21 protein-coding genes are annotated in these 22,861 nt (G+C 66.4%); 9 read left to right on the top strand and 12 right to left on the bottom strand.

What is annotated here, in order from left to right; translation table 11 throughout:
* Positions 1–224: 224 nt before the first annotated feature.
* A complete protein-coding gene (locus tag ACTNFK_RS00940) occupies positions 225–1,115 on the top strand; it encodes a hypothetical protein (protein WP_435936494.1) in 891 nt (296 codons plus the stop codon).
* A gap of 17 nt (positions 1,116–1,132) precedes the next feature.
* Here the strand turns inward: ACTNFK_RS00940 and ACTNFK_RS00935 are convergent, their stop codons facing one another.
* The 6 genes from ACTNFK_RS00935 to ACTNFK_RS00910 form a co-directional block, all read right to left on the bottom strand.
* Positions 1,133–1,396 (bottom strand): DUF3618 domain-containing protein, encoded by a 264-nt coding sequence (locus ACTNFK_RS00935; protein WP_435936492.1) that lies wholly within the window; start codon positions 1,394–1,396, stop codon positions 1,133–1,135.
* Positions 1,393–1,833: a phage holin family protein gene (locus tag ACTNFK_RS00930; RefSeq protein ID WP_435936491.1), complete on the bottom strand. Its 441-nt coding sequence runs from the start codon at positions 1,831–1,833 to the stop codon at positions 1,393–1,395. The genes ACTNFK_RS00935 and ACTNFK_RS00930 overlap by 4 nt, the downstream gene beginning before the upstream one ends.
* A complete protein-coding gene (locus ACTNFK_RS00925) occupies positions 1,830–2,222 on the bottom strand; it encodes a YtxH domain-containing protein (protein ID WP_433645319.1) in 393 nt (130 codons plus the stop codon). The genes ACTNFK_RS00930 and ACTNFK_RS00925 overlap by 4 nt, the downstream gene beginning before the upstream one ends.
* A gap of 112 nt (positions 2,223–2,334) precedes the next feature.
* Entirely contained in the window at positions 2,335–3,669 is a 1,335-nt protein-coding gene (locus ACTNFK_RS00920; RefSeq protein WP_435936489.1) for a hypothetical protein, read from the bottom strand.
* Positions 3,666–4,796, bottom strand: coding sequence for a CPBP family intramembrane glutamic endopeptidase (locus ACTNFK_RS00915; RefSeq protein WP_435936488.1), 1,131 nt, complete (start codon positions 4,794–4,796; stop codon positions 3,666–3,668). Before ACTNFK_RS00915 ends, ACTNFK_RS00920 begins: the two co-directional genes overlap by 4 nt.
* A gap of 16 nt (positions 4,797–4,812) precedes the next feature.
* Entirely contained in the window at positions 4,813–6,198 is a 1,386-nt protein-coding gene (locus ACTNFK_RS00910) for a glycine--tRNA ligase (RefSeq protein WP_435936487.1), read from the bottom strand.
* A gap of 177 nt (positions 6,199–6,375) precedes the next feature.
* On the opposite strand from ACTNFK_RS00910, the gene ACTNFK_RS00905 reads away from it, so the two are divergent.
* From ACTNFK_RS00905 to ACTNFK_RS00890, 4 genes are all read left to right on the top strand, one after another.
* The gene (locus tag ACTNFK_RS00905) at positions 6,376–6,621 is read left to right on the top strand and encodes a FitA-like ribbon-helix-helix domain-containing protein (RefSeq protein WP_435936486.1); all 246 of its coding nucleotides are present in this window, start codon (positions 6,376–6,378) and stop codon (positions 6,619–6,621) included.
* Positions 6,618–7,031 carry a type II toxin-antitoxin system VapC family toxin gene (locus ACTNFK_RS00900; RefSeq protein WP_435936485.1) on the top strand — a complete coding sequence of 138 codons (414 nt, stop codon included), beginning with the start codon at positions 6,618–6,620 and terminating at the stop codon, positions 7,029–7,031. The genes ACTNFK_RS00905 and ACTNFK_RS00900 overlap by 4 nt, the downstream gene beginning before the upstream one ends.
* A 70-nt stretch (positions 7,032–7,101) precedes the next feature.
* The gene (locus tag ACTNFK_RS00895) at positions 7,102–7,869 is read left to right on the top strand and encodes an NADPH-dependent oxidoreductase (protein WP_435936483.1); all 768 of its coding nucleotides are present in this window, start codon (positions 7,102–7,104) and stop codon (positions 7,867–7,869) included.
* 67 nt (positions 7,870–7,936) lie between these two features.
* A complete protein-coding gene (locus ACTNFK_RS00890; RefSeq protein WP_435936482.1) occupies positions 7,937–8,095 on the top strand; it encodes a hypothetical protein in 159 nt (52 codons plus the stop codon).
* Positions 8,096–8,125: 30 nt separating this feature from the next.
* Here the strand turns inward: ACTNFK_RS00890 and ACTNFK_RS00885 are convergent, their stop codons facing one another.
* The 5 genes from ACTNFK_RS00885 to ACTNFK_RS00865 are packed head-to-tail and all read right to left on the bottom strand — an operon-like array spanning position 8,126 to position 13,837.
* Positions 8,126–9,664, bottom strand: a complete 1,539-nt coding sequence (locus ACTNFK_RS00885; RefSeq protein WP_435936481.1) for a peptide MFS transporter — start codon at positions 9,662–9,664, stop codon at positions 8,126–8,128.
* A 56-nt stretch (positions 9,665–9,720) separates the two neighbouring features.
* Positions 9,721–10,695 carry a quinone oxidoreductase family protein gene (locus tag ACTNFK_RS00880; protein WP_435936480.1) on the bottom strand — a complete coding sequence of 325 codons (975 nt, stop codon included), beginning with the start codon at positions 10,693–10,695 and terminating at the stop codon, positions 9,721–9,723.
* 38 nt (positions 10,696–10,733) lie between these two features.
* Positions 10,734–11,726 carry a DUF2804 domain-containing protein gene (locus ACTNFK_RS00875; protein ID WP_435936479.1) on the bottom strand — a complete coding sequence of 331 codons (993 nt, stop codon included), beginning with the start codon at positions 11,724–11,726 and terminating at the stop codon, positions 10,734–10,736.
* 35 nt (positions 11,727–11,761) lie between these two features.
* Positions 11,762–12,709, bottom strand: coding sequence for a 2-hydroxyacid dehydrogenase (locus ACTNFK_RS00870; protein ID WP_435936478.1), 948 nt, complete (start codon positions 12,707–12,709; stop codon positions 11,762–11,764).
* Between the two features lie 9 nt (positions 12,710–12,718).
* Positions 12,719–13,837, bottom strand: coding sequence for an alpha/beta hydrolase (locus tag ACTNFK_RS00865; protein ID WP_435936477.1), 1,119 nt, complete (start codon positions 13,835–13,837; stop codon positions 12,719–12,721).
* A 50-nt stretch (positions 13,838–13,887) separates the two neighbouring features.
* Here ACTNFK_RS00865 and ACTNFK_RS00860 point away from each other — a divergent pair, with 50 nt between their 5' ends.
* From ACTNFK_RS00860 to ACTNFK_RS00845, 4 genes are all read left to right on the top strand, one after another.
* Entirely contained in the window at positions 13,888–14,760 is an 873-nt protein-coding gene (locus ACTNFK_RS00860) for an alpha/beta fold hydrolase (RefSeq protein ID WP_435936475.1), read from the top strand.
* A 20-nt stretch (positions 14,761–14,780) separates the two neighbouring features.
* Positions 14,781–15,839: a lipoate-protein ligase LplAB gene (gene lplAB / locus ACTNFK_RS00855; protein ID WP_435936473.1), complete on the top strand. Its 1,059-nt coding sequence runs from the start codon at positions 14,781–14,783 to the stop codon at positions 15,837–15,839.
* A gap of 305 nt (positions 15,840–16,144) precedes the next feature.
* Positions 16,145–18,091: a purple acid phosphatase family protein gene (locus tag ACTNFK_RS00850; RefSeq protein ID WP_435936472.1), complete on the top strand. Its 1,947-nt coding sequence runs from the start codon at positions 16,145–16,147 to the stop codon at positions 18,089–18,091.
* Position 18,092: 1 nt separating this feature from the next.
* Complete coding sequence (locus tag ACTNFK_RS00845) at positions 18,093–21,329, top strand: metallophosphoesterase (RefSeq protein ID WP_435936471.1); 3,237 nt, start codon at positions 18,093–18,095, stop codon at positions 21,327–21,329.
* 255 nt (positions 21,330–21,584) lie between these two features.
* Here the strand turns inward: ACTNFK_RS00845 and ACTNFK_RS00840 are convergent, their stop codons facing one another.
* A complete protein-coding gene (locus ACTNFK_RS00840) occupies positions 21,585–22,802 on the bottom strand; it encodes a zinc-binding dehydrogenase (protein WP_435936470.1) in 1,218 nt (405 codons plus the stop codon).
* Between the last annotated feature and the right edge of the window lie 59 nt (positions 22,803–22,861).

The following is a 22,861-nucleotide window of genomic DNA, read 5'->3' as shown; positions in this document are numbered from 1 at the left end:
TCCCTATTCTGACCCTGCGGGGGCAAAGACGCAAAACAGAGCGGACAGATGCGCGAAACGCAACCGAAACGTAACACTCGGCGCGCGCGGCTTCAGCTTGCTCACGGCGCACCAGATGATATATGACTCTCAGGAAGAGCACGTAACCTGTAGCAGCCCTGCGCCAATGTCGCACGGGTGGACTCAATGGGGAGGCCTGTTCCTTCACTTCCCCGGGAGTCCGTGTGTCGTTTTCTGTGCCCAAGTTCGGTGTGGGCCTCGTGCTCAGTGCGCTCGTCGTCACCCAGGTCCTCACCGGCGCCGCGGCCGTCCCGACCCAGGCTGAGCTGCTCCAGCCAGCCGGCTCGGCTGCGACTAGCCAAACTCTGGAGGCCGATGCGGGCGAGCGCATACCTGAGTTATTGGCCGAGCTGACCGACGCTACCCAGGCAGCCACCCAAGCGATCGAGGCAAACGCCGTCAGTTCCCCCGCCATCGATGAGGCCGGCACTGCGCTGTCCCAGCACATCCGCGCGGCAGAGCACCTCAGTCCGAGCGCCTGGCTCACCGCGAATGACACGGGTGCCCATCTGGTCGAAGGAAATGCGGAGCTGCTCGCGGAGCTCGAACGCGACTTGAACGAGTTGCGCGGCAGTCTGAGCGCTTGGGAAGGCGCCATCGAAGCGCACCTGGCAGAGGAGGACGCTCGGCAGGCCGAGGCCGCTCGGGTTCTCGCAACGGCTGCTGCGGTCTCCGCCGCCCCCCAGCGGCCCGCGGTCGCTTCGCCGCCAGCGCAGGTGAGCCCAACCCAGTCCGGCTACACGGTGTCACCTGCGGGCTCGGGCGGCCAGGCCCTGATCGACGCGTGCGTGGGTCCCGTGTGGTGGACGCCTTCCTGGTTTCCCTATCTTGCCGAGCACTGGCATTGCGGCGGGGCGGCGTTCCCGAAACAGGCTGGAGCAATCGTCACTATCGCGGGCAGCGGGGTGTACCAGTCCGCTGGCATCGTGAAGCAGGTCAATGCGTACGTGGAAGACATGAACGCGGTTCCGAGTGGTTACGACGTGTACTACCAGACGTGCTTGAACAATGACCCGTCAACATCAGTCATCATCGGGCTCGTGCGGATCGGCTAGTCCGTTACCGGGGCACGTCAGTCGAAGGCGCGCATCACGAGCCGTGCGACACCCCAGACCGTGAGACCAGCGGCGACAGCAGCCCCGGCGACACCAGCAGCGAAGGCCAAGGGATTCTCGTTCCCGACATCCGCCACACGCTGTTTGGTGCGTGCAATGGTGTCGTCAATGCGCTGTGCGTAATCGAGACGTCCACGGAGTTGCCCGAGCGTGTCGTAGAGTTCGGCCCGCGCCAGTTGGGCCTTCTGTACTCCACTTGAAACCTGCGGTGCATCACTCATCGCCAGTTTCCCTTTCCGTCGGCCTGCGGCATATGGGTCGAGGAATTGAAGCGAACCTCAGACATTGCTTGAAAGTCGCCCTCGACACGGTCAATGGTCTGCTCGGGCACAGGGACACCGCGCTTGATCAGGGCGATTCCGCCGAGAATTGCCCCAGCGGCGAGAAGGATCAACCCGAAGGCCACCACGAGCGCGGAGAGCCAGACCGGCCACACCACAGCGATTCCAGCAATCGCCGCCGTCACAAATGCTGCAATGGCAAAGAAGAGGAAAAACAACGCGACGACAATCGACAACAGGCCGATGCCACTCCGCTTCGCCTTCGCGGTAATTTCGCGCTTCGCATTTTCATACTCTGCTTTCGCGAGCGCAATGAATTGGTGTGGCAGCCGCGCGAGGAGCTCGAACGTGCCCGCCTGATCACTCTTACGGCTCATGACTTGGCTTCCGGTTTCTTGGCTTCGTTCTTCCTGTCACCGGCAGCGGTGGCCGCCGGTTCCGGTGCGGGCGCTGCGGTCTTTGTCGTAGCTGCGGCCTGAGCGGGCGATGTGCCCGTCGAAGCCGTTTCTGAGGTCCGCGATCCACCGCCCGCTTTCTGGGCAATGTTGCTGACCGCGTCTGCGCCCACTCGCTTGGCGAATCCCTTGAGATTGTCGATCTGGCCGTCGACCGTCTCGCGCCAGGCCGCCACCCCGCGCTGCACTGGTTCCGTATTCCAGACCGCCTCCGCGCGCCGCTTGATTTGTTCGTAGCGTTCACGACCCGCGCGGGCACCGAGTACGTACCCCACGGCTGCTCCGAGAACGAATGCGAGTTTGCCCTTCATGGTTCCTCCGATTCCCGTGACGAGCGCCACCATTCCTAGTTCCGCCAGCCTACAGAACTTCGAGCCTGAGAGATATTCCAGAATCGAGATACATCAGGATTGCGGCCAGGAACTAGGCGGTGAGCCCGGTGAGTTCGCGCCGCAGCGCAACAGCGTCGGCGTGTGCCGCGGCAAGTGCCGACGGAAGGTCGTCTCCGAAAAGCGCCCGGCCCACCGCACGCATGGGTGGGTGTTGTGCCGCGATGCTGGCCACACGCGATGCCGCCTGGCCTCGGTCAGCATGCGACGAGAACGGGGCTGCCGCAACACCCATCGACCATTCGACGCCTGGCAGCGGTTGGAGCGCATAGTCGAGGAGGATCCGTGAGAGCACCCCGTCAAGACCGTCGAGTGCGGGAGGCTCTGAAAGCACATCACTGGACAGGATTACCCGAGCTGTGCGACCAGTTCGACATTCGGCGAGGATCGTCCAACCTCCGCGCACCGCGAGCGCTCGCTCTCCCTCAGTGAGCCAATCCGGGCAAGATATGTCAATTTCAGCATGAACACGAACTCGTTGTGCATGAAGCCCGGGTGCGAGCTCGGAAAGCAGTTCAGTGCGGGTCGCGTTCCGGCTGAAATCGAGGATCAGGGACCGGGATTCGAGCGCCCGACCATCGCTCAGAGTAACTGACCAGGATCCGACGTGTGGCTCGGCTGCCTGGCCGAGACCCTCAGACGCAACCGCCTGCGTCACCCGCCCGTCAAAGAACTCGGCACCATAAAGCGTGAGCTTTCGCAGGAGCTCCGCCTTGAGCGCTGTTCCCCCGCCCGCAGGCTCCACTCGCGTTTCACGTGCAACATTCCGATCGGAGTATGCAAGCGCCGCACCCGTCAACGACCCGACTCGCGAGAGCGCCTCGTTGAGTCCAGGGGCCGCGAGCGCCACCTCAACCTCATTGGCATCCACGCCGTACCGCTCGCGCAATTCTGGCTCGACCAGACGCGCGAGCGCACGCGCTCCAATGCGTTTCCGCACGAGGGGCCCGAGTGTCCTCGCCTTTCCCACTGCGAGGAAGGGCATGACGCGATCGAGGTACGCACGAATGGCGGCACCCGTGCCGAGCAACCGCACGGTCTCGGTCGCGAGGGGAGATGCCGGGATACCCAAAACCGCGGGAGTAGCTTGCGGCGCCCACTCGCCGGCGCGATCCTGCAGCAACGGGGGCTCGGGTGAGCTCACACGCGGGAGCGCACCAGCTGCCGGCGCCGCATCGGTGCCGGCGATGGGTGCCGCAACACGGTTCAGAAACTCGGTCACGATCCCATCCGGGTCCCGCACCGGAGCCGCGGGAGGCTCACCCACACGTTCGTCGGTCGCCAGGCCGACACGGAGGCCCACCTCGGCAAGATCGAGCGCGGCAAGCAACGCGGCGATGCTGCGCCCAGTCACCAGCGCGTCAATCATGGGGCCACCTGCGGGGTCGCAGTGGCGGTCGCCGGCGGGGCGGCGAGTCGCGACTGCACGAGGTCGATGCGGGTGCGCGGGCCGCCCTTGCGCACGAAGATGCGCTCCACCCACCAGACGTACAGGCCCAAACCAACGATTTCGCCAATGAGTGCACCCGGGCCAGCACCACTCGCGGTTTGCTTGGTTTCGCCTCCGATAGCGAACACCATGAGTCCAAATGCGATCCAGTTATTCACGACATGAATGGTGATTGCGGCCTCGAGCCCACCCGTGCGCCAGCTCAGCCAGCCGGCAACCAAGGCAAGCAGCACCACTGCCATCCAACCCCAGATGTCGTAGATGTGTGCGAACCCGAAGATGATGCTGGGCACGACGATCGGGATCCACGGCCCACGCAAGAACGCCCCAACCGCACCCGCCGCGCGGGATCCACCGAACCAGGCGCCGAGCGTCTGCATGAACATGCCGCGGAACACCAGCTCCTCGGCCGTCGCCTGAATCGGCACGAGCAACAGGATGATGAGCGCAGACCACAGCGCGAGTGTCGGGTCGATGGTTGGCACCTCGGCGATCGGCGTCGAGTCACCAATGACGGCAGCGAACGCGAGCTCAAATGCAATACCGACCACGTTCATCACCACGAGCGCAACGAACGCGGGGATGACGGTACGGAACAGCAACCGCCAGCGAATGCGGAGCGCGACTGACCACGCCCGACCGACAGGGGTGAGGCCGGTGCTGAGCATCGCAAGCCACACCGCCGGAATCATGAGCGCGACCGATCCGAGCGTGACCACGAGCGATATCGGCTGCTGTGTGTCGGGGATCGCGAGCGCGAGAATGGTCTCTTCGCTGAGCTCCGCCCCCGAGAGCAGAAGATAGGGCACCATCACCACGACGCTGAACACCACGGTGAAGGTCAGATAGTAGAAGAACCCCAACACGAGTGCGAGCAGCGGCTTCCACCAGCGATATTTCGGTGCCCCGCGCAGCAGTCGGTGGTATTCGAGCGGTTCAGTCTCAACCCAGTGGATCGGCGCAGCTGTGCGCTGCGCCCACCCCCACTCCTCGGGAGATGCCGGTCGCTCTGCTGGCCCCTGCTGGGGGTGCTGTTCGTCGTTCATGCGCTGAACCAGTGGGCTACGAGCCGCGCAGGCGCTCGGCGAGGTATGCGTGAAGCTCGGCGCGAGGCACGCGCTCCTGCTGCATGGTGTCGCGGTCGCGCACGGTCACGGCGTGATCCTCGAGCGAGTCGAAGTCGACGGTCACACAGAATGGCGTACCGATCTCGTCCTGGCGGCGATAGCGGCGGCCGATCGCCCCCGCATCGTCAAAGTCGATGTTCCAGTCGTCGCGCAGCTCGGCGGCGATCTCGCGCGCGAGCGGAGACAGCGCCTCGTTGCGGCTGAGCGGCAGAACCGCGGCCTTGATCGGCGCGAGGCGCGCATCGAGCGCGAGCAGTGTGCGAGTGTCGGTGCCGCCCTTGGCGTTTGGCACCTCCTCCTCGCGGTACGCGTCAACGAGGAACGCCATCAACGAGCGCGTCAGGCCCGCGGCCGGCTCGATCACGTAGGGCACCCAGCGCTCGTTCTTCGCCTGATCGAAGTAGGACAGATCTTTGCCCGAGTGCTTCGAGTGGGTGGTGAGGTCGAAATCGGTGCGGTTCGCGATGCCCTCGAGCTCACCCCACTCGCCGCCGGTAAAGCCGAAGCGGTACTCAATATCGGCAGTGCGCTTCGAGTAGTGCGAGAGCTTCTCCTTCGGGTGTTCGAAGAAGCGCAGGTTGCCCGGATCGATGCCGAGGCCGATGTACCACGACATCCGCTCGTTCATCCAGTACTCTTGCCACTCCTCGTCGGTGCCGGGCTCGACGAAGAACTCCATCTCCATCTGCTCGAACTCGCGGGTGCGGAAGATGAAGTTGCCAGGAGTGATCTCGTTGCGGAAACTTTTGCCGATCTGACCGATACCAAACGGGGGCTTCATGCGCGCGGACTGGAGCACGTTCGCGAAGTTCACGAAGATCCCCTGCGCGGTCTCTGGGCGAAGGTAGTGCATACCCGCCTCGTCGTCAACGGGGCCAAGGTAGGTCTTCAGGAGGCCAGAGAATGCCCGCGGCTCGGTCCACTGGCCGCGGGTGCCACAGCTCACGCAGACGACCTCGGCGAGCCCGCCCTCGGGTGCGCGGCCCTTCTTGTCTTCGAATTCCTCGATGAGGTGATCCTCACGGTAGCGCTTGTGGCACTGCAGGCACTCGACGAGCGGGTCGCTGAAGACTTCGACGTGGCCCGAGGCCTCCCAGACCTGCTTCGGCAGAATCACGCTCGAGTCAATCCCGACCACGTCGTCACGCCGCTGCACCATGGCCTTCCACCACTGGCGCTTGATGTTCTCCTTCAGCGCCGTGCCCAGTGGGCCGTAGTCCCAGGCGCTGCGCGATCCACCGTAGATTTCACCCGCCTGGTAGACGAAGCCGCGGTGACGGGCGAGGGCGATGACTTTGTCGAGACGGGACTGTTCGGCCATGGTGAAGCACACTCCAAGGGGCAAGCGGGGATCTTGGGAAAGGCCCGGCGAGAGCGCCGGGCACACCGCTCAAGTCTAGCTGGGCGGGTGATGGGGCACCGGGCAAACGGTGTCGGATCGGCCCCGTCACAGGCATCCTGACTGATATCATCGATATCACTACACAAGGAGGCGAGAATGGCGCAGTTACTCATCAGAAATCTCCCAGCGCCGGTGAAGGAGGAACTCCGGGCCAGAGCGCGCAGCCATGGGCGCTCAATGGAAGCGGAAGCCAGGCAGATTCTCGTCGATATTGTGACGCCGACGGCTTCAGATCCGATTTTGATGTGGCTTGCAGAGGGCGAAGAATCGCGGCTCGCAGAGCAGGGCATCGGCATCGAGCTCCCCACGCGCGGCGAGGCTCGCGAGGTACCGCCGCTGTGATCCTCGTCGACACCAACGTCTGGTCGGAAACGTTGCGGCAAGAACCAGACACACGGGTTCTTGAGTGGTTGCGGGCAGAGCGCCACGATCTCGTGCTGTGCGTCATCACGGTGCATGAGCTGAAGTTCGGGGTTGATCGGCTGCCAACTGGGCGGCGAAAAGAAGCGCTCTCCGCTCGCATCGATGCCCTGTTCGAGGGGATGGCCCAGCGGGTGTTAGCTTACGATCAGCATGCTGCTCGATTCCACGCTGAGATCCGCGGGCGAGCGGAGCGCGCTGGCCGGGGGCTCAGTTTCGCCGACGGCCAGATCCTCGGCATCGCGCAGGCCCAGGGTGCACGGATCGCGACCCGCAACACGGGTGATTTCGAGGGACACGGCACGGAACTCATCAACCCCTGGCTCGCGTGAACCCCGCGCGCAAATTCTTCCCGGGCTAGGCTGTACCACGTCGAAGACGTGCGTACTCGAGAGGACCACCATGCAGAAAGAACTCGAATCAGCAGTCATCGCGCAGCAGTTCGCGCACAAGTCGGTGCGAAAGTACCTCGACGAGCCCGTCACCGACGCGCAACTCGAACTCATCGTGGGCGCAGCCCAGAGGGCATCGACCTCGTCGAACCTGCAGGTGTGGTCGGTCATTGCCGTGCGCGATGCGGCTCGCAAGGCACGACTCTCCGAGATGCTGGGGGGTCGCGACTACGTGGCCGAGGCGCCCGTATTTCTTGTGTGGATCGCGGATCTCAGCCGTAACGATGCGCTCATGCGCGCGCACAGTGCCGAACCCGAAACCCTTGGGCTCATCGAAAACACGCTCATCAGCGCGATCGACGTGGGGATCGCCGCGCAGAATGCGCTGCTCGCCGCAGAATCCCTCGGCCTCGGTGGCGTATTCGTGGGCAGCCTGCGCAACGCCCCTGAGGCGGTGTGCGCCGAGCTTGGGCTCCCGAAGCACACGTTCCCACTGGTGGGGATGTCGATCGGCGTGCCGGATCCGTCCGAGGGTACCGGGGTCAAGCCGCGGTTGCCGCTGACGGGCGTGCTGCACCACGAGGTGTACGACCCGGAACGGTGGCGATCCGCCACCGATGAGTACGAGGCGAGCTACGAAAAGTACTTCGCCGGGCAGGGGCACCCGGGGCGCAGTTGGGCGCGCACCGTTATCGGCCGCCTCGCGAAGATCGCGGGCCTGCACGGCCGCCACACGATGCGCGCATCGCTGCGGGCACAGGGCTTCGAGTCAGAGTAGACGTACTGGCCCGATACCGGGGGCACTGTCTGACCCCAGCCTCGGAGATCTGCACAATCCAGGATCAGTGGAGCAATATTCCCCCGAAATTGTGCGAATCTCCGAGTTTCGGGTGTCGAGAACCCCGGTGACGCCACTGCGCGCAAGCCGTGAGCCGGGCCTCGACGCGCAGGCGGTCAGCCGGGTGTCCATGACCCCGGTGACGACCCCGTGCGCAAGCGGCTAACCGGATCTCGACTCGAAACAAACCCGTCGGCTACCGCACCCCGCGCATGAGCTTCAGCACCGGCTTCACGGCGACCAGCATCAACAGGCCGATACCGATCGCGATCGCTCCGAGCAGCGCAAAGTAGGGAACCTCGGTCGCGGGGTCGTAGAACTGCGCGAGCCAGCCGGCGATCGACGTGCCGAGCGCGACCGAGAGAAAGTACAACGCGACCATCTGCGTACGGAAACGCTCGGGGGCGAGTTTCGTGGTGACCGATAGCCCGGGCGGCGAGATGAACAGCTCGGCAACGGTGAACACGAGGAGGATCAGGGCCATCGCGAGGAGCGGCGTCGATGACGGGCCGCCACCCGCCCACGGGATGAAAAGCAGGAACGCCGCGCCCATGATGATCGAGCCGAGCCCAAACTTCGCGGGCGCTGCGGGCGCGCGAGTGCCGAGCTTCGACCAGACCGCCGCAAACACTCCCGACAGGATGATGACGAAGATCGGGTTGATCGAGTTGATCCACGAAATCGGCATCTCCCAACCAAAAATCGTTCGATCGAGCTGCTGATCTGAGTAGATCGTGAGCACCGTGAACTGCTGCTGGTACAGCGACCAGAACCCCACGTTCACAATGAAGAGCGGGATGAAGCTGATCACCCGCGAACGCTCCGTCGCGTTGATGTGCTTCGAGCCGATGATCACGATGAAGTAGGCGATCGCCGCGGCGAGGATGATGATGATGGCGATTGTCGCGAGATTGTCAGCGCGGATCACGCCGGTGACCACACCGATTACGAGCACTGCCACCCCGGCCACGCCCGCAACGACGAAGCGGCCCCGCTGGTTTCGCGGCAACGGGTTCGCGACCAGCCGGGAATCTTCGGGGAGGTGCTTTCGCCCGAACGAGTACTGCACGAGGCCGATCGCCATGCCGACGGCTGCGGCACCGAAGCCCCAGTGGAAGCCCATGGTCGACTGGAGCAGGCCCGTAATGATCGGTCCGAGGAAGGCCCCGAGGTTGATGCCGAGGTAGAAGAGGGAGAAGCCGGCGTCGCGCCGGGTGTCACCCTCGGCATACAGGGTGCCGACGACCGCGGTGGCGTTGGCTTTCAGCCCGCCCGAGCCGATCGCGACGAGCGCGAGACCGACGCCGAGGCCCCACGCGTTGGGCAGCACAGCGAGCGCGACGTGCCCGGCCATGATCACAATGGCGCTGTAAAAGAGCACCCGCTCGGAGCCCAGCACCCGGTCGGCAAGCCAGGCACCCAGGATGGCAACGAGATACACGGTGCCGCCATAGGCACCCACGATGCCCGTCGCCACGGCGCGATCGATGCCGAGGCCGCCTTCCGACACGGTGAAGTACATGTAGATGAGCAGGATGCCCTGCATGCCGTAGAAGCTGAAACGCTCCCACATCTCGACACCAAACACGTTAGCGAGCGCCCACGGCTGTCCAAAGAATCGCGTGTCGTGCGAACCCTCGTGATGGATCGGCCGTCCGGCCTCCGCCGCCACCCCGGTCTCGGCGGGAGCGCCCACCGGCACCTGTTCGGGTGTGTTTTCGCGTGTGTCAGACATTTCGCCAGAATACCGCTACGGGCAAGGCCGCCGAGGGTATCCGTGCGGCGCGGCGACTAGGGGGTGAGGATCACCTTGCCGGTCGTGCCCCGGCCCTCCAGTGCACGGTGGGCGCCCGCGGCATCAGCGAGAGGAAACCTCGCGCCGATCCGTACCTTCAGCGAGCCCGCTGCGATCGCGTCGAATAGTTCGCGATAGCGCCAGGCGCGCTCTTCGGGGGTACGCAGAAAGTGCGGCAGCGCAGGCCGCGTGATGGACAGGGATCCACCCGCGTTCAGCCGTTGCAGGTCGAAGGGCGGCACCTGGCCGCTTGCGCCGCCGAAGAGCACCATCTGGCCGCGCACGCGGAGGGCAGAGAGGGAAGCGTCGAAGGTATCGCGGCCCACCCCGTCAAAGACCACCGCGGCACCCTCGCCGCCGGTGAGCTCACGCACACGATCGGCGAATCCCTCGTATCCCAGCACCTCTGCGGCACCGGCCTCACGGCTCAGCGCGCGCTTTTCCTCGGTCGACGCGGTGGTGAGCACCCGCACCCCTCGCGCAACGAGTAACTGGGTGAGCAGCAGCCCCACCCCTCCAGCCCCGGCGTGCACGAGCACGGTGTCGCCGGCCTGCACGCGAGCGGCCGATGTGGCCAGGTAGTGCGCGGTGAGTCCCTGCAGGGGGAGGGCGCCAGCCGTGTCGAGATCCACCGCATCCGGCACCCGCACGGCACGCTCTGCCTCGACGAGAAAGCGCTCGGCGTAACTCGACCGTGCCTCACTCGTGGTCACCCGGTCGCCGGGAACAAACCCCGACACCCCGTCGCCGACCGCAACCACGGTGCCCGAGGCCTCGGCTCCCGGTGTGAAGGGGAACGACACGGGGTACACGCCCGAGCGCTGGTAGGTCTCGATGAAGTTGACGCCGATCGCGGCGGCTTCGACGAGCAACTCGCCAGCCGCCGGTTCGGGAACGGGCACCTCGTGCAGCGTCAGCTCATCGGGGCCTCCGGCCTGCAGTGCAACGATCGCGCGCATCTCGTCCTCCATCGTCGAAGTGTTCTCAGTATCGGCTCTTCTCGCGGCGCTCACCAGCGGTTGTGCACTTCCTCGGCCCACCCGAGGATCCCATCAAACTCGATAGGCGCTGCCCCCTCGGGGGTGAAGGTGCCCCTCCAGAACCCGAAGCACTGGTCAGTGTGACCCTTCAGGATCAGGAGGTTCGTGCGGGTCGTCTTGTTGTGAAACGGCTCAAACGTCGCATCCAGCCCACCGCCTCGCACCCGCCACGGTGCACGCCAGTTCTCGATGTCATACTCCCAGTCGGTTTCGCCGTGGATCTTGTGCATGCGGCCGTCAACGAAGAACGCGTTCTCAGACACCCCCGTGCCCGCTGTCCACTGTGCGCCGACCTGCACGCCGATCACGTGCCCGTTCGAGCAACCGGATCCCGCGCCCCAGTTCCAGCTGATGTCGTACGGCCAGCGCCCACGCCCGTGGTCGAGCACCGCCCACGATTCGCCGGCTAGCACCGGGTGATCCACCGAGCCGATGCGCAGCGTGCCACTCGCCGGGCGGGCAAGATCCTTCACCGTGTATTGGAACCGGGTCTCGCTCCAGGGCACGACCAGGGCGAGCCGCTCGTGACCCTCGGGCAGCTCGGCGAGCACGTCGAAGAAGAGACCGGGGATCTGCGCCCGCAGCCGCGTGCCCTCTGGGGTCTGGTCGATGTCGATTGCCAGGTTCTTCGCCCGCGCCATCGAGCGACCCTGCTCGAGCACCGGGGCGAGCACCGCACCGCGGGCCGGAATGACGGTGGCCGATTCGCCCCAGGTTTGCCCCGTCTGCCGGTCGTAGACCCACACCTCGTGCACGCACGCATAGTCGATCGACGAGACGGTGAGCCCGATGATGTGCGTCGGCGTCGTGACGTTCCAGTATTCCCAGCGCTTGTTGCGCCCCCGTCCCGCGCCGAGGTCGCTCGTGTCAACCACGGGCTGCGCCGCCCAGCCGACAGCGTCGGGGTTCAGTGTGCCGTCGTGCCGCGTCAGCGCTACCGGACCAGTGAGGGCTCGCTCCATCGCGCGTCTCCTTGCGTCTATCGGGGTGGGTGAGTTCAGGCCGCGGGCCACGTGCCGAGCACGAGATTCTCGGGCGTCTCGCCCCGCTGCAGGTGTGCGATTTGACGGTGGATCAGCGCCGCCATTCGCGGCATCATCGCCGATGAGTCACCGCCCACGTGCGGGGTGACGAGCAGGTTCGGACACTTCCAGAGCGGGTGGCTGGCGGGCAATGGCTCGGGGTCCGTCACGTCGAGTGCCGCGCGCAGGCGGCCCGCTGTGAGCTCGGCGACGAGTGCGTCCGTGTCAACGACCGGACCGCGGGCGACGTTCACGAGCAGCGCGCCGTCGGGCATGGCGGCGAGCGCCGCCGCGTCGATCAGCGCGGTGGTCTCCGCGGTCAGCGGCACCGCGAGGAACACCACCTCGGCATCGGCGAGCGCGTCGTGCAGTTCGTCGAACCCGCGCACGGGCACAGCGGTGCCAGACGAATCGCGATCCACCCGTGTCGTGCGAGCGAGCCGCTCGAAATGCACCTCGAAGCCGGCAAGCCGCGCCTCGATCGCCTTTCCGACGCCGCCGTAACCGACGATCAGCACGCGCCGATCCGCGAGGCTCGGGAGGGTGGGGGTCACCCACTCGCGCCGGTCGCCCTGGCGCACGAACTCGGGAATGCCGCGCTGGGCGGCGAGCGCGAGGCCCAGGGCCAGCTCCGCGGTTGAGGTCTCGTGCACGGTGGCGGCGTTGGCGAGCGGCACTCCTGCCGGCACATACTTCTCAACCCCGTTAAAGCCAATCGATTGCCACTGCACGAGTCGCACGTCGGCCCGAGCGAGCGCTGCAAGCTGGCGGTTTCCGCCCCAGTAGGGCGGCACCACGATGTCGAGCCGTTCGGCCGGCGACGGTCCGTCGAGATCCCAGGGAACGAAAGTGACACCCGAAACCTCGCCCACCGCCTCCGCGAGACCCGCATCGGACGGAAGTGACACTGTGAGATGAGTCATACGTCGAGTCTATTCAGGGTGGATCGCGCGCACCTCGGTCACGAACCGATCGATCGTGGCGCGGGCATCGGCCCGGGCCCGATCCGACTCCTCGGGCCGGTTGAGGTAGCCGTGCAAGGTGCCCGGCTGCAGGGTGAGCGTCACCCTCACCCCGGCTGCGGTGAGCTGCTCTGCGAAATGCTCACCCGACGCGCGCAGGTCGTCGGCATCGGCGTTGATGATGATGGTCGGTGGGAGCTGCCGCAGTCGCTCGGGTGGGAGTTCCCCGACCACGGTGGGGGCGTCCGGGTACGCGGGCGGATCGACGCGATGTTCGTGCGACTCACTCCGACCGGGCCGCGTATCCCCTAGGTAGTACGCGTACATCTCGGCGATGCGAGCGGAATCAAATCGACGCGCTTCGGGCAGTACCGCGGTGAGCGCGGCGATCTGCGGGTCTTCGCGCTGCACCCGGTGCGCGGTCGGGTAGAGCATGAGCAGGGCATCGACTGACCGTGCTGGTGTGGGCGAGTCGGCAGCACCGCCGGTGCCTCCAGGCTGTGGCTCGGAACCCGCCCAGTCGGCCTGCGCGAGCGCGGCCAGGGCCGCGAGGTGTGCCCCCGCGCTCGCGCCACCGACGACGAGCAGCCCCTCGTGGCGCACGGCGACCGCACGCACGACCGCCGCCAGGTCGTTCGCCGGCGCGGGGGCTTTGACGGAGTCGCTCGCGAGCGCGTAGTCGACGGAGTACACCCGCATGCCGGCCTCGGCGAAGGCGCGCGCCACCCAGTCGGCCTCGGGCCAATCCAGGGTGCCACGCACGAACGAGCCCCCGTGCGCCCACACGAGGGTTGCCCATGGCGCTTGGCCCTGCGGCTCATAGACGCGCACCGGTACGGCGGCCGAGCCGAGGCGGTTCGGCGATCCACTGGGGCCAGCGCCCGCTGTGTCTGCGGGCGCGCCGGGTGCGGCGGCGGCCGGGCCAGGCAGCAGCTCGTTGCGCACGGACACCCCGATCTCCTCGTCACGTATTGACACCGAGAACTCCTCGCCCGTCGTTCCTGTCATCCAATGCGCCCCCGTGAGTGCGAGCGCGGCGACTCCGCACGCCACCGCGGCCAGTCCCGCGATCCACCGCCATCTGCGCACCCGCTCAGTCTAGGCACAGTCGGGAGCACGATCACGGGCAGAATAGAGGAATGAGCACTGACGCTGGCACGGACTTCACGCGGTTTGATTACACCGACCCGCACGGGATTGAGATCGCCGCATACGAGTGGGCGGCGACGGACCCGCACGCCATCGTGCAGATCGCGCACGGGGTCGGCGAACACGCGCTGCGGTACGCCGCCTTCGCCCAGGCGCTGCGCGACGCGGGGTTCACGGTGGTGGCAAACGATCACCGCGGCCACGGCGAGACCGGCCGGCGGCAGTGGGGCGGCGACCTCTCGAAGCTCGGCACGCTCGGCCCGGGCGGCCTGCGCGCGGCGGAGGCCGCGATCCACCAGCTCACTGATCTTGCCCGCGAACGGCACCCCGGCCTGCCGGTGATCATGTTCGGTCACTCGTGGGGATCGCTGATGGCGCAGCGGATCATCAACCGCGAGCCGCGCATCTACGACGGCGTGGTGCTCTCGGGCAGCGCCAAGCGCACCCCGATGTCGATGGAATCCGGAGACCTGAACAAGCGTTGGCGCGGTGATGGCGCGAACGGGTTCGAGTGGCTGAGCCGCGACCCCGATGTGCAGCGTGCGTTCATCGCAGACCCACTCTGCTTTCCGGCCGACATCATCAAGCTGTTCGGGCTCCCAGACGCCCTGCGACTCTTCGGCACCCCCGCAGCGAGTGTCGCGCCTGACGTGCCGATTCTCATCGTCTCGGGCAGCGACGATCCACTCAGCCGCGGCGATAGCCTGCGCCTCCTCGCCGACGCGTACCGCATTCGCGGCGTGCGCGATGTCACCATGCGCGTGTACCCCGGCGCGCGGCACGAGCTGCTCAACGAGACCAACCGCGAAGAGGTGACCGCAGAAATCATCACCTGGATGCTTGATCGCTTCCCGCGCGGGTAGCTGCGGCGTACTCTGGTGACATGGCTACACATCACGGCGAGTACAAGGTTCCCGGCGGCAAGCTGGTGGTGGTCGACTTCGAGTTGGTTGACGGTCGCATCGCCGATTTTCACCTGTCTGGCGATTTCTTTCTCGAGCCCGACGAGGCGCTGAATGACATTAACCGCGCGGTGAACGGGCTGAGTCCCAACTCGACCATCGACGAGTTCGCTGAGGCGATCCGCAAGGCACTTCCGAGCGAGGTGCACCTGCTCGGTTTCACGCCCGAGTCGGTGGGCATTGCGGTGCGCCGAGGCGTGACCGGGGCGGCGCACTGGCGAGACTACGACTGGCAGATCGTGCACGAGCCGGCGATGTCTCCGATGATGAACGCGGCACTCGACGAGGTGCTGACGATCGCCGTGGGCGAGGGGCTGCGCGGGCCCACGCTGCGCATCTGGGAGTGGGATCGCACGGCCGCCATCATCGGCAGCTTCCAGTCGGTGCAGAACGAGGTCGACGAGGCACAGCTCGCGGCCCGTGGCGGGCAGCTCGTGCGACGCATCTCCGGCGGCGGGGCCATGTTCATGCAGCCCGAATCGAGCATCACGTACGCGCTGTATGCTCCCGAGGAACTGGTGCGCGGCATGAGCTTCGCCGAGTCGTACGCGTTCCTCGACGAGTGGGTGCTCGAGGCGCTGAAGTCGGTCGGCATCGACGCCGTGTACAAGCCGCTGAACGACATCACCAGCCCGCACGGCAAGATCGGGGGGGCCGCGCAGAAGCGCCTCGCCTCGGGTGCGGTGCTGCACCACGTCACGATGGCCTACGACATGGACGGCGACGCGCTGACCCAGGTACTCCGCATCGGTCGCGAGAAGCTCTCAGACAAGGGCATTGCGAGCGCACAAAAGCGGGTGGATCCGCTCCGCACCCAGACCGGCCTCGCGCGCGCCGAGATCATCGAGAAGATGGTCGACACGTTTGTGCGCCGTCACGGCGGTACCCGTGGCGAGGTCACCGAGGGTGAGTACGACGCAGCCGAGCGGCTGGTCGAAAAGAAGTTCGCGACCGAGGAGTGGCTGCGCCGGGTGCCGTAGGCGCCGAGGCGCGGCGATCCGTCACCCTTCCCCCAACACTCGCGCAAGGGGACGCGAATTGTCCTCTCACCGCTGAGTCAGGACCATTCTCGTCCCCTTTCGGACGATGCCTGAGTGAACGCCGTCCAAATTTGGTGTGACGCAAACATTGCCTGCGTGAACGCCTCGGGAACACTCTGGTTTTGCCCTATTTCTGCGGGTACCTGCCACGCCACACTCGATCTTTGGGCGCGCTCTTCTGGTGCGCCCGCGCCACGCGCGCCCAAAGAGCCGGCCCTGCCGCCCGTCCGAGAGGTGTGTCACGCATGCCCCGTATTCCCCGTCCCGCGCTGCTCACGGCGGGAACCCTCGCCGTCGCAATCGGTCTGAGCGCGCTAGGGGGTGGTGTGGCCCTCGCGAACGGCGGCGGACTCGCCCCGCCCGCGGTCAACCCAGCGACCGTCCACCGCCCCACCGCGGTGCCGGACCGCATCATCCTCACACCGACCGAGCAGCCGGCCACGAGCCAGTCGGTGTCGTGGCGCACCTCCGACGCGGTCACCGCGCCGCAGGTACAGTGGGCGCTGAGCGGGCCGAGCGTGACCTCGGGCGCGCAGACGGTGGCAGCAGCGACCTCCGACCAGTTCGACACGACGCTCGGCTACCCGGTAGCGCACCACTCCGCCACGATCGAGGGCCTGAACGCTGGCACCACCTACGTGTATCGCGTGGGCGATGGCGAGACCTGGAGCGAGTGGCTCGAGTTCACCACCGCGACGACCGAGGTCGGCGGATTCAGCTTCCTCGTGCAGGGCGACGCGCAGAACGACAACAAGGCCTACACCTCGCGCTCGTTCCGCGCCGCGTTTGAGGCGCGTCCCTACGCGCGCGTCGTGGTCCACGCGGGCGACCTCATCGACACCGAGACCAGCGATTCCGAGTGGGGCGAGTGGCACGAGGCTGCAGCCTTCTCCAACCAGTACCTCAACGTGATCGCTTCGACGGGCAATCACGAGTATTACCCCGGCCCGGCGCTCTCGCAGCACTGGGGCGCGCAGTTCGAGTTTCCGAGAAACGGCCCCGAAGACCAGGACACCCTGCAGGAGACGGTCTACTCGGTCGACTACCAGGGCGTGCGGTTCATCAGCCTCGACAGCACCCAAGCGATGCGCGCCGAGTCGCGCGAGGCACAGACCACCTGGCTCGAGGAGAAGCTCGCTGACAACCCGAACATGTGGACGGTCGTCAGCTTCCACCACCCCATATTCTCGGTCACGAGCGGTCGCAACAACCAGGCGCTGCGCGAGGCGTGGTTGCCCCTGTTTGAGACCTACGATGTGGATCTCGTCGTGCAGGGCCACGACCACGCGTACGGACGCGGCAACCTGATCGCTAACGAGCAGAACCTGCCCGAGGGCGCGGATCCCGCGACCAGCCACACCGGCCCCGCGTACCTCGTCAGCGTCGCCGGTCCGAAGATGTACATTCCCGATGCCGCAGATTCCAATAACTGGATCACCAACGATGCGAACCTGCGCGTCGTCGGACGAGACGTGCAGCTCTTCCAGACGGTCGACGTGACAGAAGACGGACGCATGCACGTCGAGGCCCGCACCGTTGACGGGGCGGTCTTCGATGCCTTCACGATCACCAAGAACACCGAGGGCGAGAAGCTCGTCACCGACGACGTGATGTGGGCCGGTGGGCCGGGCTCGAGCCGCGAGGGCGTGGCTCCGCCGGCGTTGCCCGTGGATCCCGGTACCGATCCGGGAACCGACCCCGGGACCGATCCAGGCACCGACCCGGGAACCGACCCCGGGACCGATCCAGGTACAGATCCCGGCACCGACCCGGGAACCGAGGTCCCCGCCGCGACCGTCGGCCTCAGCGACAACTCGCTCGCACCCGGTGACTCCTTCACCGTGACCGGTGCAGGCTTCCTGGCCGGCGAGCGCGTCGCCATCGAGCTGCACTCCACGCCGGTGACGCTTGCACTGAGCACCGCCACCGACACGGGAGCGGTGAGCGCACGGGTCATGATCCCGAGCGATGCCGCCGCAGGCGAGCACCGCATCGTGCTCCGCGGCCTTGAATCCGGGCGCACCGTGTCACAAGACATCATCGTGACGAAGTCGCCAACCGCAGCGGGCCAGGGGCTCGCGACCACCGGTGGCGAGTCCGCATTTGGTGCCATCGCGCTCGGATCGCTGCTCGCAGTTGCCGGTGGCGCACTCCTCTTCCCCACGTACCGCACTCATCGAAAGGCCGCATAACATGCAACGATCACGCGCCACACAGCGCTTTCTTGCCGCGGGCCTCGCGTTCGGGGTGATTGCTTCCGGAGGGTTCCTCACGGCGACCCCCGCGAACGCGGTCTCGCAACCCGCCGCTGAACGCTACGCCCCGAGTCGGGTTCCCGACCGCATCACCCTCACCCCGGGTGCCGATGCCACGACCGAGCAGGTCGTCAGCTGGCGCTCCGCCACCGAGGTGACGAGCGGCATCGTCGAGTACCGGGTGATGACGGCTGAGCCGTACCCCGGCGGCGTGCAGTCGCTGGTCGCCCAGGAACGCACAGAGCAGACGACCGACCTCGGCTACACGCAAGCGATCCACACGGCGACTCTTACCGGCCTGCTCCCGGGAGTCTCGTACATGTACCGGGTCGGAGACGGCACGAATTTCAGCGAGTGGCAGGATTTCGAGACCGCGACCAGCGGCGCGGATCCCTTCTCGTTCATCTACCTGGGTGACATCCAGAACGGGATCCACAGCGATGCCTCGCGCGTCGTGCGTAACGCGTTCCGCGACCGACCGAATGCCGACCTCGTGCTGCAGATCGGCGACCTTGTCAACGATGCGCACTCCGACGCGCAGTGGGGCGAGCTGTACGACGCGTTCTCGTACACTCTTGGCACGCAGAACATGCTCACGACACCTGGCAACCACGAGTACGAGGGCGAGTTGTCATCGCAGTGGCAGAGCCAGTTCGCTTACCCCGACAACGGACCACAGGGCGAGGGCGAAGTCTACGATCGGCTCGCGGGCACGGTGTACTTCACCGACCACGAGGGTGTGCGCTTCATTTCCCTGAATAGCAACCAGGTCGACACCGAGGGCCTGCAGGTTCAGGCTGAGTGGCTCGAAGCCGTGCTCACCGAGAACCCGCAGCAGTGGACGGTGGTGTTTTTCCATCACCCGACGTACTCGCTCGACGAAGGACGCAACAACCTGGGCATCCGCCAGTCGTGGGGTCCGATCCTCGAGGCGCACAATGTCGACCTCGTGCTCAGCGGGCACGACCATGCCTATGGCCGCGGCAACCTGCTGGCGAACGAGCAGAACCTGCCCGCGGGAGCTGACGCTGCGCTCAGCCACACAGGCCCCGTCTACGTCAGCTCGAGCGTCGGCTCGAAGTTCTACAACGTCGGCCCCCGCCACTGGAACGAGAACGACGCGCACCTGCGCAGGCTCGTGACCGGCATGCAGACCTACCAGGTCGTCGATGTTGCTGGCGGCACGCTGCGCTTCGAGTCGCGCACGGCTGATGGCGCCTTCCTTGATGGCTTCACCATCAACAAAGAGGGTGAGCAGAAGGTCGTGACTGACGGTGTCGAGCCGCAGGTCATTGACCCCGGAACCCCGAGTCCGTGCCTGGGATGCGAGCCGAACCCCGATCCGGATCCGGATCCCACCGATCCCGGCACCGACGAACCGATTGAGGAGATCACCTACGAGCACACCGCCGACCTGACCTCGGTGAACCGCTCGAACGCCGCCCTGCCAGCGGGCGTCGCGTACCACCAGGAGCGCGACCTGCTGTACTTGGGCGATCAGAACGGTCGCACGATCTTCGAGATGGATCCCGACACCGACCAGGTGCTGCGCACCATCACCCTCCCGGAGAATATCCGCGACCTCGGCATCGACGAGGCGCGCGGGCTGCTCTACGTGGGTCAGCAGAACCGCAACTGGACTGTCGTCTCGATCGCCGACGAGAATTACGGCGAGATTGTGCGCGGCTCTTACCCGATCATCGAGTCGAATCGCTCGCTCGATGTCGACCCGGTGAACGACTTCGTCTACGTCGCCGTGCCAGCACGCGGTGTCGAGGTGTTCCGCGCTTCGACCGGTGAGTCCCTGGGTGTCATCAATGGCACCGCCGATTCCTACTACGTCTCAGTGGATCCGGTCACTGGTTTCGTCGTGACCACGAAGTTCTACAGCGTGGAGGGGGCCATCGGTATCCAGGCCTTCGATTCGACGGACGGATTCAAGAAGGTATGGGAACGTGCCGCACGCCCCGGCGCACGCCAGGTCGATATCGATAGCACGAACGGGCTGCTCTACATCGGCTACACGGGCACCTCTGCAACCGGCGGCGGCTTCTCGGTGCACCGCCTCGCGACCGGCACCGAGCTCGTCGACATGGTCGGGCCGCAGTATGGCAAGGATGGCTACGGCATCACGGTCGACGAGGAGGCGCAGCGCGTCTTTGTCGCGAACCGCGACTTCCGCCTGAACCCTCCGGGTGAGGAACTCACCGCTGCCGCGGTGACGGTGAGCACCCGCGTGGGTGTTGAGGTCGTGGATCCGGTTGACCCCGTTGATCCGGTGGATCCCGTCGACCCGGTCGACCCCGACTACACGGCGACCGCGCTCACTGCGATCCCGTCGGCCGCTGAGGTGACCCTCGATCCGGACATCCGCCCGGTCGGCACCGCGGTGGATCCAGCAACCGGAAACGTCTACGTCGCCGACGAGATGCGCCCGGCCCGGATCCACGAGATCAACCCCACGACCAACGAGCTCGTGCGCACCATCTCGGTGCCGACCACCGACCCGGTGGGCGACGGGCTCCGCGACGTGACCTACGATGCCGAGAACGGGCTGCTCTACGCCGCGTTCGGCGCGAACTGGGTCGTCATGAATGCCGAGACCGGCGAGCGTGTGCGCGGGCCATTCGCCTTCACCGGCAGCGTGCGCGGCATGGATGTGGATCTCGCCCGCGGCCTCGTGTACGGCGGTACGCGCGGTGGCGGGTTCGACGTGGCGAACGCGCTGACCGGCGAGCTCATGCAGACCGTCGCGGGCCCGACCGACGGCGGTGCCTGGCGCACCCACGGTGTCGCCTACGATCCCGTGGAGGACCTCCTCTACGTCAGCAACAGCGACGCGTCGGGATCCACCGAGGGCATCCGGGTGTACCGCGGATCGGACTATGAGTTGCTCCAGCGACTCGCTCTCCCTGCCTCTGACTTCCGGTCGATTGCGGTGGACGGGGAAGCCGGGATTGTCGTGGTCGGACACCAGACGAGCGCCTACGACGCTTCGGGTGTGTCGATTTACCGCACCGCCGACCTGACGCTCATCGAGCGGCTGGAGGAGTACCGTTACGGCGACAAGGTATACGGGGTCTCGATCGACACGGAGAATAACCAGCTCTATGTCTCGGCACGAGACCGCTACCCGGCGGGCCTCATCAAGGTGCAGTTGCCTGCCGCACCGTAGCCGGCAACACGCAGAGACCCGTGGCCTCGCTCCAGCTTGCTGGGGCGAGGCCACGGGTCTCTGCGTGCGAAGTGGGACCGCTCGCCTTCGTCACCCTCACTGTCCACCCCGCCCGCGCAGAGGGCGCAAGTCAGGGCCTGGGCCATCCGATGCCGTGCCCGAGCCCGAGCCAAGGTGCCTTGTTCACCTCAGGAGCCCCTACTTGCGCAAATAAGGCACCCCGGTGTGAACAGGGCACCTTGAGTTGAGGCGGAACTACCGCTGGCGCAGCGCGGCCGGGGTGACGCCCACGCGCACCTCGCGGCGCAGCGCCGCACGATCGAGCGCGGCATCCAGCTCAATGAGCGGGTAGACGCGCCCCACGAGTTGCTCGAAGGGATAGGTGCGCCAGTTCGACGCTAGGAATTCGAGTGCACCTCGCAGGTGCTCGGGTGCATAGTTATGCACGCCGGTCACGGTCACCTGCGACCGCACCAGGCGCTCCGGCACGAGGGCCACGGGGTCGGTGGGGAATACGCTGCCCACAAGCACCACGACCCCGCCCGGGCCGACGGCATCGATCCCTGCCGCGACAGCGAGGGGTGACCCCGATGCCTCGATCACAACATCGATTTCACGACCTTCCAAGCCCGATGACGCGAGCAGATCGCGCGCGGTGCTCCCAGCGAGTGGATCGAAGGTCACCACCGCCCCAAAGCTGTGGGCCAGTGTGCGGCGCTCCTCGTCGATCTCGGCGAGGATGACCGTGGCCCCCCGTTCGCGAGCCATCGCCGCGGCTGAGAGACCGATCAGCCCACCACCGGTCACGAGCACAGTCGCGCCGCGAAGCGACACTGTTCGCTCGGCCGCAGCGAGCGCCGCCCATGCCGTTGAGATGCCACATCCGGCGGGCGCGAGCACCGCAGCGGGAATCCCCTCATCGACGCGGATCACCGTCGTACCCTCACGCAGGTGCACGTGGGTGGCGAATCCTCCGGTCAGTTCCCAGCCCTGGCCGATCCGCTCATGGCCATACTTGCGCAACGTGCGACAGGCCTGCGGGATCCCGCGCAGGCACCGGTCGCACGTGCCGCACTGCGCGACGACCGACCACACGACCCGATCGCCGGGCACGAGTGGCACGCCGTCGATAGCCGGCACCACCCCGCCGATGGCCGAGACCCGGCCAACAGCCTCGTGACCGAGCACGGCCGGCGCGGGTTCGACACGGTGGCCGAGCGCCGTGTGAATGTCTGAGCTGCACACCGTCGCGAACTCCACCTCGACCAGCAGTTCACCCGAACCCAGCAACACCTGAGGCACGGCCACTGGCTCGTGGGGGCGACCCGACTTCATGAACAGCATCGCGGTCGCGTGCGGCCGGGCACGGGTGAGGGCGGGTCCGGTGGGTGGATCAGTGGGCTCAGTGTAGTCGGAAGCGCGCTTCTCTCCTGCCATGCCAACGATCGCGACAGGCGCGGGAGAAGTAACCATATTGTTATCTTGCCCGACGGGCCGTCGTGTGGGGAGCCTCGAGGGCCCCCCTTCACTCA

The organism is Leucobacter fengyongliangi (assembly GCF_052386045.1).
This window is presented reverse-complemented; position numbering and strand designations above follow the sequence as displayed.

Bases quoted from the DNA above. Each gene is read 5' to 3' on its own strand.
- ACTNFK_RS00935 (WP_435936492.1), bottom strand. From the start codon at position 1,396: ATGAGTGATGCACCGCAGGTTTCAAGTGGAGTACAGAAGGCCCAACTG.
- ACTNFK_RS00930 (WP_435936491.1), bottom strand. From the start codon at position 1,833: ATGAGCCGTAAGAGTGATCAGGCGGGCACGTTCGAGCTCCTCGCGCGG.
- ACTNFK_RS00925 (WP_433645319.1), bottom strand. From the start codon at position 2,222: ATGAAGGGCAAACTCGCATTCGTTCTCGGAGCAGCCGTGGGGTACGTA.
- ACTNFK_RS00920 (WP_435936489.1), bottom strand. From the start codon at position 3,669: ATGATTGACGCGCTGGTGACTGGGCGCAGCATCGCCGCGTTGCTTGCC.
- ACTNFK_RS00915 (WP_435936488.1), bottom strand. From the start codon at position 4,796: ATGAACGACGAACAGCACCCCCAGCAGGGGCCAGCAGAGCGACCGGCA.
- ACTNFK_RS00910 (WP_435936487.1), bottom strand. From the start codon at position 6,198: ATGGCCGAACAGTCCCGTCTCGACAAAGTCATCGCCCTCGCCCGTCAC.
- ACTNFK_RS00905 (WP_435936486.1), top strand. From the start codon at position 6,376: ATGGCGCAGTTACTCATCAGAAATCTCCCAGCGCCGGTGAAGGAGGAA.
- ACTNFK_RS00895 (WP_435936483.1), top strand. From the start codon at position 7,102: ATGCAGAAAGAACTCGAATCAGCAGTCATCGCGCAGCAGTTCGCGCAC.
- ACTNFK_RS00885 (WP_435936481.1), bottom strand. From the start codon at position 9,664: ATGTCTGACACACGCGAAAACACACCCGAACAGGTGCCGGTGGGCGCT.
- ACTNFK_RS00880 (WP_435936480.1), bottom strand. From the start codon at position 10,695: ATGGAGGACGAGATGCGCGCGATCGTTGCACTGCAGGCCGGAGGCCCC.
- ACTNFK_RS00875 (WP_435936479.1), bottom strand. From the start codon at position 11,726: ATGGAGCGAGCCCTCACTGGTCCGGTAGCGCTGACGCGGCACGACGGC.
- ACTNFK_RS00870 (WP_435936478.1), bottom strand. From the start codon at position 12,709: ATGACTCATCTCACAGTGTCACTTCCGTCCGATGCGGGTCTCGCGGAG.
- ACTNFK_RS00860 (WP_435936475.1), top strand. From the start codon at position 13,888: ATGAGCACTGACGCTGGCACGGACTTCACGCGGTTTGATTACACCGAC.
- lplAB (WP_435936473.1), top strand. From the start codon at position 14,781: ATGGCTACACATCACGGCGAGTACAAGGTTCCCGGCGGCAAGCTGGTG.
- ACTNFK_RS00850 (WP_435936472.1), top strand. From the start codon at position 16,145: ATGCCCCGTATTCCCCGTCCCGCGCTGCTCACGGCGGGAACCCTCGCC.
- ACTNFK_RS00845 (WP_435936471.1), top strand. From the start codon at position 18,093: ATGCAACGATCACGCGCCACACAGCGCTTTCTTGCCGCGGGCCTCGCG.
- ACTNFK_RS00840 (WP_435936470.1), bottom strand. From the start codon at position 22,802: ATGGTTACTTCTCCCGCGCCTGTCGCGATCGTTGGCATGGCAGGAGAG.